Raw genomic sequence first — 14424 nt, 5'->3', positions numbered from 1 at the left:
AATTCACGAGGCCGGTGCCAAGGGCGGGCCACTGCGGCGTAGCGGCTTCAACACCCGTACGCGGTGGGTCGATGTCGTGAAGGAAATGGGCATGCCGGGCCTGCACTTCCACGACCTCCGGCACGCTGGAAACATGCTGGCGGCTGAATCCGGCGCGGGCCTCAAGGATCTGATGGTCCGGATGGGACATGACAACGTCAGGGCCGCGATGATCTATCAGCACGCCGTACGCGGCGCGGATAAGGTGATCACCGACGCGATCAACAAGCAGCTCAAACGTCGTGAGGACGACGAGGGGGACGGTATGGCCAGCGTCCTGGGGCCAGTGAGCTGATCCCGGGATGGCGCTTCAAGCTATGCGATCACGAGTGGAGCCAGCGTTCGTCTTCGTACTCCGCGGGAACGTCGGATCCCCATGGATCAATCCCGCGCTGCTCCAACTCGTCGAACCAGCGATCACGCTGAGAGTCGGGCAGACGGCTGCCGCACCACGGGCAGAACGCGATGTTAATGATCGAGTTCCCACCGTCGTGGATGATCAAGCCGTACTCCTGGAACTTGGCACTGAACCAGACGAGGGCGTCCGGGCACTCGAACGGATCTTCATGATGTTCGCAGCGCCACGTCACCCGGCGGGTCATCGACTCACAGCAGTGCTCGCTCATGGAGTAAGGCTCTCGCGGACGGGGATAGGCGCGCTACTCGATCAAGCCCTGAGGCGGTCGGCCGACAGAAGACAAGGCTCCAGGTACTGCCTCGGGCGAGGGCTAATGGCCCGCTAATGGCCCGAGAAGATCGAACGGCCATAAAAACGATCAATGCCCGGGTTGGGATGTACTCCCTGACCTGGGCCTTCGTGCTGAGAGCGGGTGACGGGAATCGAACCCGCGCTATCAGCTTGGGAAGCTGATGTTCTGCCATTGAACTACACCCGCGTGGACCGACTGTGAAGTCGACCGCGTCCATACTCTAGCGGAAACTCGGCGTGCTGCTGCATACCCGGGGCCAGAACGTGGCGGGGTCGCCGGCATCCGGCCCGGAGCGCCCTGCCGTACGGCCCGCGCAGGGGACGGCGACCGGGAGGCCGGGCTGGGCGGTACACCCAGGGCGCGTGGGGGCCACTAGCCTTGCTCCCGTGCTGCTTTCCGACCGTGACATCCGCGCCGAGATCGAATCGGGCCGGGTCAAGATCGACCCGTACGACCCCGAGATGATCCAGCCGTCCAGCGTGGACGTGCGCCTGGATCGGTACTTCCGGGTCTTCGAGAACCACCGGTACCCGCACATCGACCCGGCGACGGAGCAGCCCGACCTGACCCGGCTGGTCGAGCCGGACGGCGATGAGCCGTTCATCCTCCATCCGGGTGAGTTCGTGCTCGCCAGCACCTACGAGGTGATCAGCCTCTCGGATGAGATCGCGTCGCGTCTCGAGGGCAAGTCGAGCCTCGGCAGGCTGGGCCTGCTGACGCATTCCACGGCCGGTTTCATCGATCCCGGCTTCGAGGGGCACGTCACACTCGAACTCTCCAACGTGGCCACGCTTCCGATCAAGCTGTGGCCGGGCATGAAGATCGGACAGCTCTGCATGTTCCGGCTCAGCTCGCCGGCCGAGTTCCCGTACGGCTCGGCCAGGTACGGCTCCCGCTACCAGGGGCAGCGTGGCCCGACGCCGAGCCGGTCGTTCCTCAACTTCCACCGGAAGCGGGTCTGATCCTCACCGCGCCCTCGGCGCGCACAGCCGGACAGGGTCGTACAGACTGGAAGTCTCCCCCGGGCCACGTGTTTCCTGGGAGCATTGGGGCAACGTCAAGGGGGAGAGGGATGCAGGTGGGTTAGCCCGGGTCGAACTTCGTCTTTCCAGGGCCAACCCGTACTCTTCTCTGCGGACCATCCCCGCACATCTGGAGAAACCACGTGCGACTGCGTCTCACGCCTCGTGAGGACAGCTTCTACGATTTGTTCGCCCAATCGGCCAACAACATCGTTACCGCGTCCCGCCTCCTCGTCGAGATCATCAGCGACGGTTCGGATCGGGACGCCCTGGCGGAGAAGATGCGCGCCTGCGAACACGCGGGCGACGAGCATACTCACGCGATCATGAAGCGGCTCAATGAGAGCTTCATCACCCCGTTCGATCGTGAGGACATCTACCGCCTCGCCTCGAACCTGGACGACGTGACGGACTTCATGGAGGCCGCCGCCGACCTCATCGTCCTCTACCAGATCGAACACCTCCCCAAGGAGGTCGTACTCCAGGTCGAGGTGCTGGAGCGTGCCGCGGAGCTGACCGCCGACGCGATGCCGCGGCTGCGCTCGATGCAGCACCTCAACGAATACTGGATCGAGATCAACCGGCTCGAGAACCAGGCCGACCAGGTGTATCGACGCCTGTTGGCCAAGCTCTTCAGCGGGGAGTTCGACACGCTCACCGTCATGAAGATGCGTGAGGTGATCGAGCAGCTCGAGTTCGCCGCCGACGCTTTCGAGCATGTGGCGAACACGATCGAGTCGATCGCGGTCAAGGAAAGCTAGGGCCGGGAAAGCCAAGTGGAGCTCGCCCTCGTCATCGGCGTGATCGTCATCGCGCTGGCCTTCGACTACACCAACGGTTTCCATGACGCCGCCAACGCGATCGCAACCTCGGTCTCCACGCGGGCGCTCACCCCGCGGATCGCACTGCTCCTCGCCGCCGTGATGAACTTCATCGGCGCGCACCTCGGCACCGCGGTCGCCCAGACCGTGGGCAAGGGAATCATCGACGCTCCGGTCGGCACGCAGGGTCTGTTGATCGTGGGTGGCGCGCTCATCGGGGCGATCGTCTGGAACCTCATCACCTGGTACTTCGGACTGCCGTCGTCGAGCAGCCACGCCCTGATCGGCGGCCTGGTCGGCGCCGCGCTCGCCGCCAACGCGATGGTCGGCTTCGCCAACGGGTCGGGCGTGCACTGGTCCGGCGTGGTGGAAAAGGTCGTCATCCCGATGGTCGTCTCGCCCGTCATCGGGTTCTGCCTGGGCGGCCTCGTCATGACCGCCATTCTGTGGATCTTCCGCAGGTCCAATCCGCATCGCACCAGCCGGGGGTTCCGCTACTTCCAGCCGGTGTCGGCGGCGGCGATCGCGCTCGGCCACGGCCTGCAGGACGCGCAGAAGACGATGGGCGTCATGTTCCTGGCACTCGTCGTCGGCGGCTACATCTCGCCTACGGCGGACATTCCCGAATGGGTCATCACGGCCGCGGCGCTGGCGATCTCCCTCGGCACGTACGCCGGAGGATGGCGCATCATGCGGACCATGGGCAGGCGGATCATCCACCTGGACCCGCCGCGCGGGTTCGCGGCCGAGGTGGCGGCGTCGTCGGTCCTCTACACGGCGGCCATCGGATTCGGCGCGCCGATCTCGACCACGCACACGATGACCACCGCGATCATGGGAGTAGGCGCGACCCGGCGTCTGTCGGCCGTGCGCTGGGGCATCGCGGGCAACATCGTCACGGCGTGGGTCCTCACCATCCCCGCCGCCGCGGTGGTCGCGGCCCTGGCCTACTTCCTCCTTCACCTGATCCTCGGCTAGCGGCGGCGCGGAACCAGGCCGCGCCCCCGCCGCCGAGGCACCCCCAAGGAGCCGCACACGCGTCACCGGCATCACCGGCTGTACATCACGTCCGTGTTCCACCTGGTGAAGCCGAGGGACTCGTAAAGCCGGATCGCCGGGACGTTCTCCTCATCCACGTAGAGCATCGCCTGGGCCAGGCCGAGCGAGCGCAGGTGCGCCAGCCCGGCGAGCGTCAGCGCGCGGCCCAGGCCCGTGCCCCGCTCGTCCGGCGACACCCCCACCACGTAGACCTCGCCGATCGGCTCGTCGCCGCCGTGGACCTTCGTCCAGTGGAACCCCACCAGCCTGTCGCGCCCCTGCCCGTCGTGCCCGTCGTCTCCCTCCGTCACGCCGGGCCGTACGGCCAGGAAGAAACCGGCGGGGTCGAACCACGGCTCCTGTTCGCGCCGCTTCAGGTCCTCCAGCGTCCACGCGCCCTGCTCCGGGTGGGTCGCGAAGGCCAGCGCGTTGAGCGCGAGCCAGGCCTCCTCGTCCCGTTCCGGCTCGAACGTGCGCAGCCGTACGCCTTCGGGGAGCTTCGCGGCGGGCAGCGGAGCCGGCAGCGAACGCCGCATCTGCCACAGCGACCTGGCCCGGGCGAGGCCCAGGCTCGCGGCCAGCCGGGAGGCGCCGGGGTGGTCGCCGTGCGCCCACAGGCGCAGCCGCCCGCCGCTCTCGGTCAGGGCCGCCTCCAGCAGCCGCCGGCCGACGCCGCGCCCGCGGAACGCGGGGTGCACCACCAACTCGCCGCTCGGGCCCTCGACCGGGTCGGCCGGGTCCAGATGCGCGAAACCCGCGAGTTGCCCGTCCTCACCGTCCTCACCGTCCATTCGGATCAGTACGGCTCTGGCCCCGGGGTCGCCGCCATATCGCAGGTGGAGCAGCACGTGCTCGTTGAGCGGGCGGACGCCGTCCGCCTCGGTGGCCGCCTCGACGAGGGCCAGCACGGCCGCCACCTGGTCGTCTCCGAGTCGTCCCTGAATCTCCACATGCGTGTTCATGTCCCGCACATTAGGTGACCCGATGCCGAGGCGGGGCATCGGGTCGTCGGCGACCGACGCCACCTGCCAGTCCGGCGGGGCGGGCCTGGCTCAAGGCCCGGCGGACCTGGCCCGTGCGTCGGCCTCCGGCTTCTTCGCCTCCGGCCGGGGGCCCCCTGTCCCCCCTGTCCCCGCTGTCTTCGCTGTCTCCGCCGGCGCCTGGGTGCGTGTCCGCGCCTCCGCGCGGGGCTCGGCCTGCGGTTCGCCGGGGACGAACCGGTAGCCCACGTTGCGCACCGTTCCGATCAGCGCCTCGTTCTCCGCGCCGAGCTTCGCCCGCAGCCGGCGGACGTGCACGTCGACGGTACGGGTGCCCCCGAAGTAGTCGTAGCCCCAGACCTCCTGCAGCAGCTGCGCGCGGCTGAACACCCGGCCCGGATGCTGGGCGAGATATTTCAGCAGCTCGAACTCCTTGAACGTGAGGTCGAGCACCCGGCCGCGAAGGCGCGCGGTGTAGGTGGCCTCGTCGATCGCCAGGTCACCGCTGCGGATCTCGTCCGGGACATCCTCGACGGCCTGCAGCGCCAGTCTCCCGACGGCCATCCGCAGGCGGGCCTCGACCTCCGCGGGGCCGGCCGTGTCGAGGAGGACGTCGTCGACGCCCCACTCGGCCGTCATCGCGGCCAGGCCTCCCTCGGTGACGATGACCATGAGCGGGCAGGTGACCCCGGTAGTACGCAACAGGCGGCACAGGCCCTTGGCGTGGGCGAGCTCGCGGCGGGCGTCGACCATCACGGCGTCCGCCGGCGGGACGTCTATCAGCGCGGTGGCCTCCGCCGGCGCCACCCGGACCGAGTGCAGGAGCAGCCCGAGCGCCGGGAGGACCTGCGCCGAGGGCTCCAGCGCGTTGGTCAGCAGGAGCAGGTTGCTCACGTTCGCCTCCCCGGCGCGGCGGCCGTAGCCTACAAAAACACGTATGGACCCGGGGGCCACGTCGCCCAGGTCCATTACTTCTAGGCTAGCTCACAGCGTTTATGCGTCCGGTGTGCGTCGGCCGTGTTAACGGCACGTGACACGTCCGGTCTTGGCAATGCGGCGTGGGCGTAGCGGAGGGAGTTGACGGCGATGGCCACGGGGACGGTCCGTTACTGGGCCGCGGCGAAGGAGGCCGCGGGCGTCGCGGAGGAGTCGTTCTCCGCTGAGACGCTGGGCGAGCTGATCACGCAGATCGCCCGGAATCCGCGGATCGAGCAGGTGTTGCGTCGTTCGTCGTTCCTCGTCGACGGCGCACCGGCGGGGCTCCGCGACCCGGCCACGATCGACCTTCCACAGGGTGCCGTGGTCGAAGTTTTACCCCCCTTCGCCGGGGGATGAGTGGCTAGGCTGATCGTCCGGCCACCGGTGCTCCATGGAGGAGTCGGATGCGAAAGTTGATCCTGTCGTTGATCGTGCTCGTCATCTTGCTCGCCATAGTCGACCGGGTGGCCGTCACAGGGGCGCAGCGGGAGATCGCCCGGCAGGTCGCGAGCGCGTACGACCTGGCGGAGTCGCCATCCGTCGAGATCAAGGGCTTCCCGTTCCTCGCCCAGGCGATCTCGGGGCGCTATGAGGAGATCGAGGTCGGCATCGGACCGATGACCCGGGAGGGCATCCGGCTGTCGAGCATCGACGCCACGCTGAACGGTGTGACCGCGCCGCTGGCCGACCTGATCCAGAACGCCTCGAAGACCCCGATCCGGGCCGAGCGCGTCACCGGCACAGTGGTGATCTCGCGGGAGACCCTGGCCGCCCGTGCGCCGCGCGGCATTCGCATCGAGGGGGACGGCGGCGACACCCTGAAGGTCTCCGGCGACCTGACCGCGCTGGGCCGGACGGTGCCGGTCACCGCCGACCTCAAGATGGAGGTCGTGCCGGGAGCGGTACGGCTGACGCCGACCAACGTGAAGATCGCGGGCGGCATCACGGTGCCGAACGTGGCCCGGCACCTCGGTTTCACCGTCCCGGTGAAGGACCTGCCGCTGAAACTCAAGATCACCAAGGTGAAGACGACGTCCCAGGGGCTCGCGATCCAGGGCGTAGCCGCCGATGTCCCGCTCCACTGAGCCGGGCGGCCCCGCCGAAGCGGGTGGGCCGTCAAGAGCCGGTGGCTCCGTTGAACCGGGCGGTCCCGCCGTACGTGATGGAGATGTGAGTCCAGCCGGAACCGCCGACGAGGAGCTCATACGCGCACTTTTCGAGGATCACGGAGGGCCGCTGTACGGCTACGTGCTGCGGTTGACCGGCGATCCGGGCAGGGCGGAGGACGTGGTGCAGGAGACGTTGCTACGGGCCTGGCGGCACCCCTCGGTGCTCGAGGGGCGCCCGGTCCGCGCGTGGCTGTTCACCGTCGCCCGCAACCTCGTCGTCGACCAGCATCGGGCCCGCAGGTCGCGGCCGCAGGAGACGGGGGACGAGGCGCTCGCCGTGCTGCCCGCCGACGACGAGCTCGACCGGGCCGTTGAATCGTGGGCGGTCGCGGACGCGCTGGCGTCGCTGCGGCCCGAGCATCGTGAGGTCGTCCTGGAGACGTACTACCGGGGGAGATCGGTGAAGGAGGCGGCCGAGATCCTCGGCATCCCGCCGGGGACGGTCAAGTCGCGGACCTATTACGCGCTCCGGGCGCTGAAACTCGCTCTGGAGGAACGGGGGTTGGCGCCATGACCTGCGACGACGTCCGGATCTCGCTCGGCGTCCACGTCTTGGGCGCGCTCGACGCCGAGGAGACCGCCGAGGTCGAGGCGCACCTGGACACCTGTCCCTCGTGCCGGTCCGAGCTCGCCGAGCTGTCCGGGCTGCCCGCCGTGCTCGGCCGGGTGTCCGAGCAGGACATCGAACAGGCCGCCGCACCGCCGCCGGTGGTGCTGGAGCGGCTGATCGCCGCCTCGGCCCGACGGGGCCGCCGATCGCGGACGATGCTGGCGCTGGCGGCCTCGGTGGTCGTGGCCGCGCTGGGTGGTACGGCATGGCTGTCGGCCGTACAGCCCCCCGCCCATGACGCGAGCGTGGCCTCGGGGGCCTCCACCGTCGCCGGCGGGGTGGCGCCGCGGGAGGCGAGCGACTCGGCCGCCCGCGCCGCCGAGGAGCCCATCGAGACCAAGGCCGGCGAGTCGCGGCCCGCGATCGCGCAACCTCAGGCGAAGGCCTCCCAACCGGACACGATGCGGGAGAAGACAGGGGTCCACCCCAGCCTCGGCGCCGCACCGTCCACCGCTGACGTCGCCACGCCCGGCCCTGAAGCCCAGACGTTCGGCACGACGGAGGCCGCGCCGCCCCCGCCGGTCTCGGAGGCGCGCGGACGCAGCGGCGACGTGACCCTCGCCGTACGGCTCACCGCCAAGGAAGGCGGGACCGACGTCCTCGCCAAGGTCTCGGGGGTGCCGGCCGGGACGGTGTGCACGCTGCGCGCCATCGGCCCGGACGGCGGCGCGTCGGCGGTCGGCACCTGGACGGCCGGGCCGGGGGAACTCGGGCCGGGCAAGAACGTCTTCGAGGGGTCGACATCGCTGCTCGCCGGCGACATCCGGCGCCTGGAACTGTCCACGTCGGACGGGCGCACGCTCGTGACGACCTCCGCCCCGGTCGCGAAGCCGTCGTGATTTCGTCGCCGGGGAGTAGGTCTCCGGGGAATGAAACGCGCGCGGCCGTGGGTTCCAGGACCTGATGGCAGGGATCGTCGTTCTCGTGGTCACGCTCGCGGTGGGCGTGCTCATCGGGCTGGTCATGAGGCATCGCGACGGGAGGATGCGAACCGTGGACAACGGCCTCACCGATGATCTCGCCGGTGGTCTGGGCGCGGAGCTCGGTGAGCGGGCCACTCTCGTGCAGTTCTCCACCGCCTTCTGCCAGCCCTGCCGGGCGACGCGCCGGATCCTCGGCGAGGTGGCCGCGATGGTGCCGGGGGTCCGTCACATCGAGATCGACGCCGAGTCGCGGATCGATCTCGCCAGGCGTTTCGAGGTGTTGCGCACCCCGACCGTGCTCGTGCTAGATGGTGCGGGAAATGTAGTGAAAAGGGCCTCCGGCCAGCCACGGAAGGCCGATGTGATCGCGGCGCTCGGTGTGGCGATGGTCGATCCGTCTCACGAGTCATCTCAACAAGCGGACAGCGAGTGACAGATTCCGAGACGACGGGTACTGTCATGGTCATGACTCCCACGACAGAGCTGCTGACGAAGCGGCGCGCGGTTGACTTCTGCCGCGTCGCGACCTCGCTCTGTCGCATGGCCTGAGGGTGATTCCCGCGGCTGCCTGCCGCTTTCCGCGAATCCTTCAGGAGCACCCCGAACGATGCAGATCGACCCGCGTGGTCCCCGTTTCGGTGCGGCCATAACAACCCTTGTTCTCGCGACAGTCCTGGTGACGCGCAGCTCCTGGCTGCTCGCGGCCCAGGCGCTGGTGTTCGCACTCGGCGCGTGCGGCGTCTCGCCGTACGGGCCGGTGTTCCGGGCGCTGGTGCGCCCGAGACTGGGGCCGCCGCGCGAACTGGAGGACGCCGCACCGCCGCGCTTCGCGCAGGCCGTCGGTCTGGCGTTCGCGGTCGCGGGCCTGATCGGATTCGTGGCCGGGCTCACCCCGCTGGCCTTGGGTGCGACAGCAGCGGCACTGCTGGCCGCCTTCCTCAACGCGGTCTTCGGCTTCTGCCTCGGCTGCGAAACGTACTTGTTCATCCGCCGTCTACAACCTGGGAGATTGCAATGAGCCGTTCCGCCGTGCTGGTGGACGCCGACTGGGTGGAGGCCAACCTCGACACGCCTGGTGTCGTGCTCGTCGAGGTCGACGAGGACACCAGCGCCTACGCGAAGGGGCACATCCGCGGCGCCGTACGGATCGACTGGAGGGACGACCTTCAGGACCCGGTCCGCCGTGACTTCGTCGACAGGGCGGGCTTCGAGGCCCTGCTGTCGGCCCGCGGCATCGCCAACGACGACACCGTGGTTCTCTACGGTGGCAACAACAACTGGTTCGCCGCCTACGCGTACTGGTACTTCAAGCTTTACGGCCACGAGAACGTGAAGCTGCTCGACGGCGGCCGCAAGAAGTGGGAGCTCGACTCCCGCGAGCTGGTCACCGACGTGCCCGAGCGGCCGGCCACGCAGTACCAGGCCAAGGAGCAGGACCTCTCGCTCCGCGCGTTCCGTGACGACGTGGTGAACGCGATCGGCAAGCTGAACCTGGTCGACGTCCGCTCGCCCGACGAGTTCACCGGCAAGCTGCTCGCCCCGGCCCACGTTCCGCAGGAGGCGGCGCAGCGGGGCGGCCACGTGCCGACCGCCCGCAACATCCCGTGGTCGAAGGCGGCCAAGGACGACGGCACGTTCCGCTCCAACGAGGAGCTCAAGGAGCTCTACGCGGGCGCCGGCGTAGACCTCGGCAAGGACACCATCGCGTACTGTCGCATCGGCGAGCGCTCGGCGCACACCTGGTTCGTGCTGCACGAGCTGCTCGAGCAGCCCAACGTGAAGAACTACGACGGATCATGGACCGAGTACGGCTCGCTCGTGGGCGTGCCGATCGAGCTGGGAGAGGCCCGCTGATGACCACTCAGGGTTGCGCCGCACCGGAGCAGACCATCGCGCTGCCGGCCGGGATCGACCTGTCCACCCAGGCCGTCATCCAGGGGGTCGTCTCCGGCCCCGGTACGGCCTACGCTCGCCTGCTCGACCACTCCGGCGAGTTCACCGGTGAGGTCGTCGTCTCCGACGAGGGCGTCTTCCGCTTCTTCGCCGCCCCCGGCCAGTGGACCGTCCGCATCATCGCGGGCGGTGGCGTCAGCAAGGACGTCGCGGTCGAGGCCAAGCTCGGCGAGGTCGCCCAGCTCGCGGTGTCCGTCTGACCGTCTCTTCACCCATCCGTGCGAAGGCCGGTGCGTTCCCCTCGAACGCACCGGCCTTCGTCTGCGGATAGAACGGTTAGGATAATCGGTCATTTACCCTACGTGACTAAACGTTTCGTATTACGTTTGCTACCTTGGAGGTGCACAGGTCCGCGCTCAAGCACGGCATCGCTCACGAGGACGTCATCCATGAGACAAGAGGGTTTCTTATCGCCTATCCGCTTGCTGACGAGGATGAAGAGGGGCCCCGGCGAGAGTTGCGACTTGGGCCGGACCGTGCCGGAAACTTGTTGGAAACGATCGTGCTTTGCTTTGATGGTGGCCGAGAACTGGCGATACATGCGATGCCTATGAGACGCAAGTACCGTGGTCTCTTGCGATGGGGAGCGAGGAGGGAGCATGTCTAGGATGAACGGGGACGTTCCGACCTCCGGTGGCGTGCCGATCACAGAGGAGCTCATAGCCGCACTGGCGGAAGAAGCCGAAGCCGGATACGACGTGGATGTTCTTCGCCGCCGGGGGGGTAGGCGGCCAATCGGTTCCGCGCCTGCCGATGTGGTTCCGGTGAGGCTCGACCCCGAGCTGCGCTCTGCATTGCTCACGCGGGCCAAGCACGATCAAACCAGTGCCAGCGAAGTCATCCGCTGTGCGCTGCGGGCATGGCTCCACGTAGCCTGATCGAGCATCAGTTTCGATCACCAGTCGGCGTTGTCCGCCGCTGCCAACTCCTCTGGCGTTGGTACGGGGTCGGCTTCGGGCGGTGGGGCGGTCCGATCCCTGTAGTACTCGGTGATGCCGAGCACCATGGCTTCGATTTCCGCAACGTTGTCCGCGTTCGCCACGAAAAGTCGCTCGACCCCTACGCTCCCTGCCCGGAAGCGATGAGCCGGATCCTCGGCACCGGAGCCACGAAACAGCTCCACGATCTCGTCGGCGGTCATCAGGGTTGTCGCTGTTCCGCGCAACCGAAGAGTCGCCCGCTGTCCCAGGCTGGGCTGGTGCTCCCTCTTAGCGATCAGTAGGGCGGCGTCGACCTCGATCACGTCCACCTCGTCACCGGGGCGTAACCCATACTTCTCGCGCAGTTTGACGGGAATCGTGACCCGCCCCTTGCTGCTCAGCCGCATTCCACCATGTGTACCAGGCAATACCCGAGCCTGGTACTTGTTACGGATGCGACATAAGGCGAATTTTGGCTGCGCCCTTAGCTCTGGTGGTGAGCTCTAGCCTCGCCCTAGTCACACGTAAATGGCGTTGGTGGATCCGTCAAGACTCAGCGCCACCTCATCTGAGTGAAGTATCTCACAGTTGAGTCAGATGTAAAGATCGTGTACTTTCTGAGCGTTTACGGTGAATCGTCGCCTTCTGAGTGCTGAGGTCCTGTCAAGGCCAGCGGTGACGACGATGCGATTGGCGGCTGCGTTCGGAAGGTGGCGGTGGCATGCGTCGTTGCGAGTTTGGGCTGGGTTCTAGGCGCTGGCTGGTCCGGGCGGCGGTGCTCGTCACGCTTGGGATCTTTCCTGGGTTGACCCAGCTTGAGTCGCTACCTGCTGCAGCAGACCCGCAGCCGGTCAACCTCGATCTTCCTATGCAGGCTTCTGGGTCGGCTACGGGGCTCCCTCATCTGGTCAGCTCGGATGCCACTCAGGCGCGTCTTCCAGGCCTGGTCAAGGCGGGCGGCAAGGAGAAACGCCCGAAGGGTGCCTTACCTATTGAGGATAGGTTCGACGATGGCCACGAGGTTATTTCGCCTGCTCCTGTGAGCCGTATTAAGGGTCGGCTTAAGAAGCCGACCCCGTTGCCTCTGGGCATAACATTTGACCCTGGGGGGAGGTGGAGTCGTGAGCGCTAATATCGTAAGAGCGGAGCTGGGCCGTCACAACTGGGGATCGCTGCGGGCGATGGGAGGTGAGGCTGACCGTGTACCGGAGAGCATCCTAACGCTCCTCTCAAGCGAAACTGAGGATGATGCCTGGGCTGCATACTGGGAACTTGAGAACTGTGTCGTGGTTCAAGGGCAGTTGTTCGAGGCTTCGCAATACGTGGTTCCTGTCTTGCTCGCGGCCCTAGTAGGGGAAATTTCTCAGGTAGCTCGGAAGGCTGTTCTCGAACTGCTTTTTCAGCTAGTTTCTGGCGAGTCTGACACGGAAGAGGTAGAGAGAGGAAATTCGGATCTCGGATCCATTTGTCGACAAAATGCCCGGGAAGGAATCTGGGTGATTTACCGAGAGTTGTGTTCGGGTCATTACGATCTCGCCAGAGATATTCTTGAGATGATTGATCGAGATAGAGATAGATTTGCTCATTTTGTGGATGCCTATCCGCGCGGCAGGCGAAATAAGCAGCGCGGGCGAATTGGTTAGAAAAAGTGAAGGGATCCCATGCCTCGCTCTTCTAGGTATGCGGCATGGGATCTCTTGTTTATATAAATTTCGGTATTGTTAAGTGGGGTGTGTCTGGCTCTGCGCGGCCGAGCAGAAGGTGTGATCACGCCGCTACTCGGCGCGTCCACATTGCGGTGACCGTGTGTGACCGTTCCCCCAGCTGGTGCGGATGCTGGAGGAGTGGCGATCTGATCGATGAAGGTGGTGCGCGCGATCGAGTCGGGCGCGGAGTGGGCTGCGCTGAAAAGATGATCACAAAAGTCATGGCGCCGACGGGGTGTGGGTGAGCCGATAGCATGCGGCAGGTGTCTGGAACGTCCGAGATCGCCGCTCCTCGCCGGGGCGTCGGCAGGCCGACCTGGCTGCTGTCGCCGTACGCGCTGCCGTTGCATGCCTTCCGGATCGCCGCGAAGTGCGCGCTGCCGCTGATCATCTGGTTCTCGCTGGGGCGTCTCGTACGGTGGGCGCTGCTCCTGCTGGCCGCGACGCTCTCGCACGGGTCGTGGTACCAGGCCCGGCTGGTCGTGGTGATGTTCCTGTTCACGCTCGTCGTGATGACGTCGCTCGCGACAACGGCCGGCATGCTGTACGTCATCCGGGGCGCCCTCATGGAGACGAGGGCGCGCCGGGAAGCGGGCGAGGGCCGGGAGAGTCTCTTCGGCGCACTCAACCGCACCGCCCTCGTTTTCGCCGGCATCTACCTCACCTGGGGTTTCGTCGACGAGGACATGCGGGACTTCGAGAACATCGATATGTTGCGGCAGCCTGACCGATGGCTGCTCGACAACGGGCGCGGCGTGGAGAGCACCATCGCGGAGGGGCTGACAGGTCTTGATGCGCGGGTCTCGCTCGTCGTGATGGTGATCGCCTTTGCCGTCAAGACGCTTTTCGGCCGCCGCCATGAGATCAACCAGGGCCGGTTCTCCGGCATTCTGGCGACCTTCGGCGAACTGTCGTTCGTCTTCTACGGGCTGAGCGCGACCGCCGCGGTGGTGGGTGCCCGTTCGGAATGGATCGGCAGCCGGGCGGCCATCGCGGATGCCCGTGATCTGATGACGCAGGGCAAAACGAGTGTCCCGGGCTGGGAGGCGATCTCCGGCTTCGTCGGAGAGATCTGGCCGCACGTCATCGACGCGCTCGCGATCCCGCTCGCCTGGTTGACGGTCGGCATCCTCGCCTATGGCGCGTACGTGGAGGACACCCGCACCACGATCAGGGGCACCCGCCTGGAACGAGCGGCGGTACATGTCGAACGAACGCATAGTTGGACGCGGCTCGCGCTCATCAAGCTGAGCGCCGGATGGACCGGCCGCTGGAGCCCGCTGCTCAACTCGCTGCGGCTGACCCTGCGCGGCGGGGCCCCGCTCTTCGGATTGTTCACGCTGTGTTATGCCGGGCTGCACATTGGTGGTGATTACCTCGACAGGGCCGGACACTATTTCCTGGCGAGCGAAGAGCCGTACTTCTGGTTCTTCACCGACGTGCCGATCGCCTTCGTCAGGGATCTGCTCGTGACGACGATGACCGTGTGTCTCGTCGCCGCCACTTTCGATCTGGCAGCCACACGTGATCGGCTCGCCCGCCGCTGAACAGCGGA

18 protein-coding genes and 1 tRNA gene are annotated in these 14424 nt (G+C 66.9%); 14 read left to right on the top strand and 5 right to left on the bottom strand.

Features of this window, described 5'->3' with window-relative positions; all coding sequences use genetic code 11:
- A partial coding sequence (locus Mth01_RS26605; RefSeq protein ID WP_204018703.1) for a tyrosine-type recombinase/integrase occupies positions 1–334 on the top strand: 334 nt, incomplete at its 5' end.
- A 28-nt stretch (positions 335–362) separates the two neighbouring features.
- On the opposite strand, the gene Mth01_RS26600 is transcribed toward Mth01_RS26605, so the two are convergent.
- Complete coding sequence (locus Mth01_RS26600) at positions 363–665, bottom strand: DUF6980 family protein (RefSeq protein WP_204018702.1); 303 nt, start codon at positions 663–665, stop codon at positions 363–365.
- Between the two features lie 199 nt (positions 666–864).
- Positions 865–935: transfer RNA gene (locus tag Mth01_RS26595), tRNA-Gly, on the bottom strand.
- Between the two features lie 200 nt (positions 936–1135).
- Between Mth01_RS26595 and dcd the strand changes: the two genes are divergently transcribed.
- The 3 genes from dcd to Mth01_RS26580 all read left to right on the top strand — a co-directional run bounded on the left by dcd (position 1136) and on the right by Mth01_RS26580 (position 3570).
- Entirely contained in the window at positions 1136–1711 is a 576-nt protein-coding gene (gene dcd, locus Mth01_RS26590; protein WP_204018701.1) for a dCTP deaminase, read from the top strand.
- A 203-nt stretch (positions 1712–1914) separates the two neighbouring features.
- On the top strand, positions 1915–2532 hold the full coding sequence (locus Mth01_RS26585; protein WP_204018700.1) for a DUF47 domain-containing protein: 618 nt from the start codon (positions 1915–1917) through the stop codon (positions 2530–2532).
- Between the two features lie 15 nt (positions 2533–2547).
- Positions 2548–3570 carry an inorganic phosphate transporter gene (locus tag Mth01_RS26580; RefSeq protein ID WP_204018699.1) on the top strand — a complete coding sequence of 341 codons (1023 nt, stop codon included), beginning with the start codon at positions 2548–2550 and terminating at the stop codon, positions 3568–3570.
- A gap of 71 nt (positions 3571–3641) precedes the next feature.
- Here the strand turns inward: Mth01_RS26580 and mshD are convergent, their stop codons facing one another.
- Both mshD and Mth01_RS26570 read right to left on the bottom strand, forming a co-directional pair.
- Positions 3642–4592: a mycothiol synthase gene (gene mshD / locus Mth01_RS26575; RefSeq protein ID WP_204018698.1), complete on the bottom strand. Its 951-nt coding sequence runs from the start codon at positions 4590–4592 to the stop codon at positions 3642–3644.
- A 90-nt stretch (positions 4593–4682) separates the two neighbouring features.
- Entirely contained in the window at positions 4683–5504 is an 822-nt protein-coding gene (locus tag Mth01_RS26570; protein ID WP_204018697.1) for a winged helix-turn-helix transcriptional regulator, read from the bottom strand.
- Between the two features lie 192 nt (positions 5505–5696).
- Here Mth01_RS26570 and Mth01_RS26565 point away from each other — a divergent pair, with 192 nt between their 5' ends.
- The 8 genes from Mth01_RS26565 (at position 5697) to Mth01_RS26530 (ending at position 10443) form a co-directional block, all read left to right on the top strand.
- Entirely contained in the window at positions 5697–5945 is a 249-nt protein-coding gene (locus Mth01_RS26565; RefSeq protein WP_204018696.1) for a MoaD/ThiS family protein, read from the top strand.
- A 47-nt stretch (positions 5946–5992) separates the two neighbouring features.
- Positions 5993–6673 (top strand): LmeA family phospholipid-binding protein, encoded by a 681-nt coding sequence (locus Mth01_RS26560; protein ID WP_204018695.1) that lies wholly within the window; start codon positions 5993–5995, stop codon positions 6671–6673.
- A gap of 85 nt (positions 6674–6758) precedes the next feature.
- Positions 6759–7271: a sigma-70 family RNA polymerase sigma factor gene (locus Mth01_RS26555; RefSeq protein ID WP_275409038.1), complete on the top strand. Its 513-nt coding sequence runs from the start codon at positions 6759–6761 to the stop codon at positions 7269–7271.
- Positions 7268–8206, top strand: a complete 939-nt coding sequence (locus Mth01_RS26550; protein WP_204018693.1) for an anti-sigma factor family protein — start codon at positions 7268–7270, stop codon at positions 8204–8206. Before Mth01_RS26555 ends, Mth01_RS26550 begins: the two co-directional genes overlap by 4 nt.
- Positions 8207–8270: 64 nt before the next feature.
- Positions 8271–8723 carry a thioredoxin family protein gene (locus Mth01_RS26545; protein ID WP_204018692.1) on the top strand — a complete coding sequence of 151 codons (453 nt, stop codon included), beginning with the start codon at positions 8271–8273 and terminating at the stop codon, positions 8721–8723.
- A gap of 174 nt (positions 8724–8897) precedes the next feature.
- The gene (locus Mth01_RS26540) at positions 8898–9308 is read left to right on the top strand and encodes a DUF4395 domain-containing protein (protein WP_204018691.1); all 411 of its coding nucleotides are present in this window, start codon (positions 8898–8900) and stop codon (positions 9306–9308) included.
- Entirely contained in the window at positions 9305–10144 is an 840-nt protein-coding gene (locus tag Mth01_RS26535) for a sulfurtransferase (protein WP_204018690.1), read from the top strand. Before Mth01_RS26540 ends, Mth01_RS26535 begins: the two co-directional genes overlap by 4 nt.
- The gene (locus tag Mth01_RS26530) at positions 10144–10443 is read left to right on the top strand and encodes a DUF1416 domain-containing protein (protein WP_204018689.1); all 300 of its coding nucleotides are present in this window, start codon (positions 10144–10146) and stop codon (positions 10441–10443) included. The genes Mth01_RS26535 and Mth01_RS26530 overlap by 1 nt, the downstream gene beginning before the upstream one ends.
- Before the next feature lie 695 nt (positions 10444–11138).
- On the opposite strand, the gene Mth01_RS26525 is transcribed toward Mth01_RS26530, so the two are convergent.
- Complete coding sequence (locus Mth01_RS26525) at positions 11139–11570, bottom strand: AbrB/MazE/SpoVT family DNA-binding domain-containing protein (RefSeq protein WP_204018688.1); 432 nt, start codon at positions 11568–11570, stop codon at positions 11139–11141.
- 714 nt (positions 11571–12284) lie between these two features.
- Here Mth01_RS26525 and Mth01_RS26520 point away from each other — a divergent pair.
- Both Mth01_RS26520 and Mth01_RS26515 read left to right on the top strand, forming a co-directional pair.
- Positions 12285–12806 carry a hypothetical protein gene (locus Mth01_RS26520; RefSeq protein WP_204018687.1) on the top strand — a complete coding sequence of 174 codons (522 nt, stop codon included), beginning with the start codon at positions 12285–12287 and terminating at the stop codon, positions 12804–12806.
- A 326-nt stretch (positions 12807–13132) separates the two neighbouring features.
- Complete coding sequence (locus tag Mth01_RS26515; protein WP_204018686.1) at positions 13133–14416, top strand: hypothetical protein; 1284 nt, start codon at positions 13133–13135, stop codon at positions 14414–14416.
- The last annotated feature ends 8 nt before the right edge of the window (positions 14417–14424 follow it).

It is taken from the genome of Sphaerimonospora thailandensis, from assembly GCF_016863115.1.
In the GTDB taxonomy this organism is placed as follows: Bacteria; Actinomycetota; Actinomycetes; order Streptosporangiales; family Streptosporangiaceae; genus Sphaerimonospora; species Sphaerimonospora cavernae.
Note: the sequence above shows the minus strand (reverse complement) of the source record. Positions and strands in the feature narration are given on the sequence as shown.

Excerpts from the sequence above, each read along its gene's own strand:
- Mth01_RS26530 (WP_204018689.1), top strand. The coding sequence starts at position 10,144 with ATGACCACTCAGGGTTGCGCCGCACCGGAGCAGACCATCGCGCTGCCG.
- Mth01_RS26560 (WP_204018695.1), top strand. The coding sequence starts at position 5,993 with ATGCGAAAGTTGATCCTGTCGTTGATCGTGCTCGTCATCTTGCTCGCC.
- Mth01_RS26600 (WP_204018702.1), bottom strand. The coding sequence starts at position 665 with ATGAGCGAGCACTGCTGTGAGTCGATGACCCGCCGGGTGACGTGGCGC.
- Mth01_RS26545 (WP_204018692.1), top strand. The coding sequence starts at position 8,271 with ATGGCAGGGATCGTCGTTCTCGTGGTCACGCTCGCGGTGGGCGTGCTC.
- Mth01_RS26540 (WP_204018691.1), top strand. The coding sequence starts at position 8,898 with ATGCAGATCGACCCGCGTGGTCCCCGTTTCGGTGCGGCCATAACAACC.
- Mth01_RS26535 (WP_204018690.1), top strand. The coding sequence starts at position 9,305 with ATGAGCCGTTCCGCCGTGCTGGTGGACGCCGACTGGGTGGAGGCCAAC.
- Mth01_RS26550 (WP_204018693.1), top strand. The coding sequence starts at position 7,268 with ATGACCTGCGACGACGTCCGGATCTCGCTCGGCGTCCACGTCTTGGGC.
- Mth01_RS26565 (WP_204018696.1), top strand. The coding sequence starts at position 5,697 with ATGGCCACGGGGACGGTCCGTTACTGGGCCGCGGCGAAGGAGGCCGCG.
- Mth01_RS26525 (WP_204018688.1), bottom strand. The coding sequence starts at position 11,570 with ATGCGGCTGAGCAGCAAGGGGCGGGTCACGATTCCCGTCAAACTGCGC.
- mshD (WP_204018698.1), bottom strand. The coding sequence starts at position 4,592 with ATGAACACGCATGTGGAGATTCAGGGACGACTCGGAGACGACCAGGTG.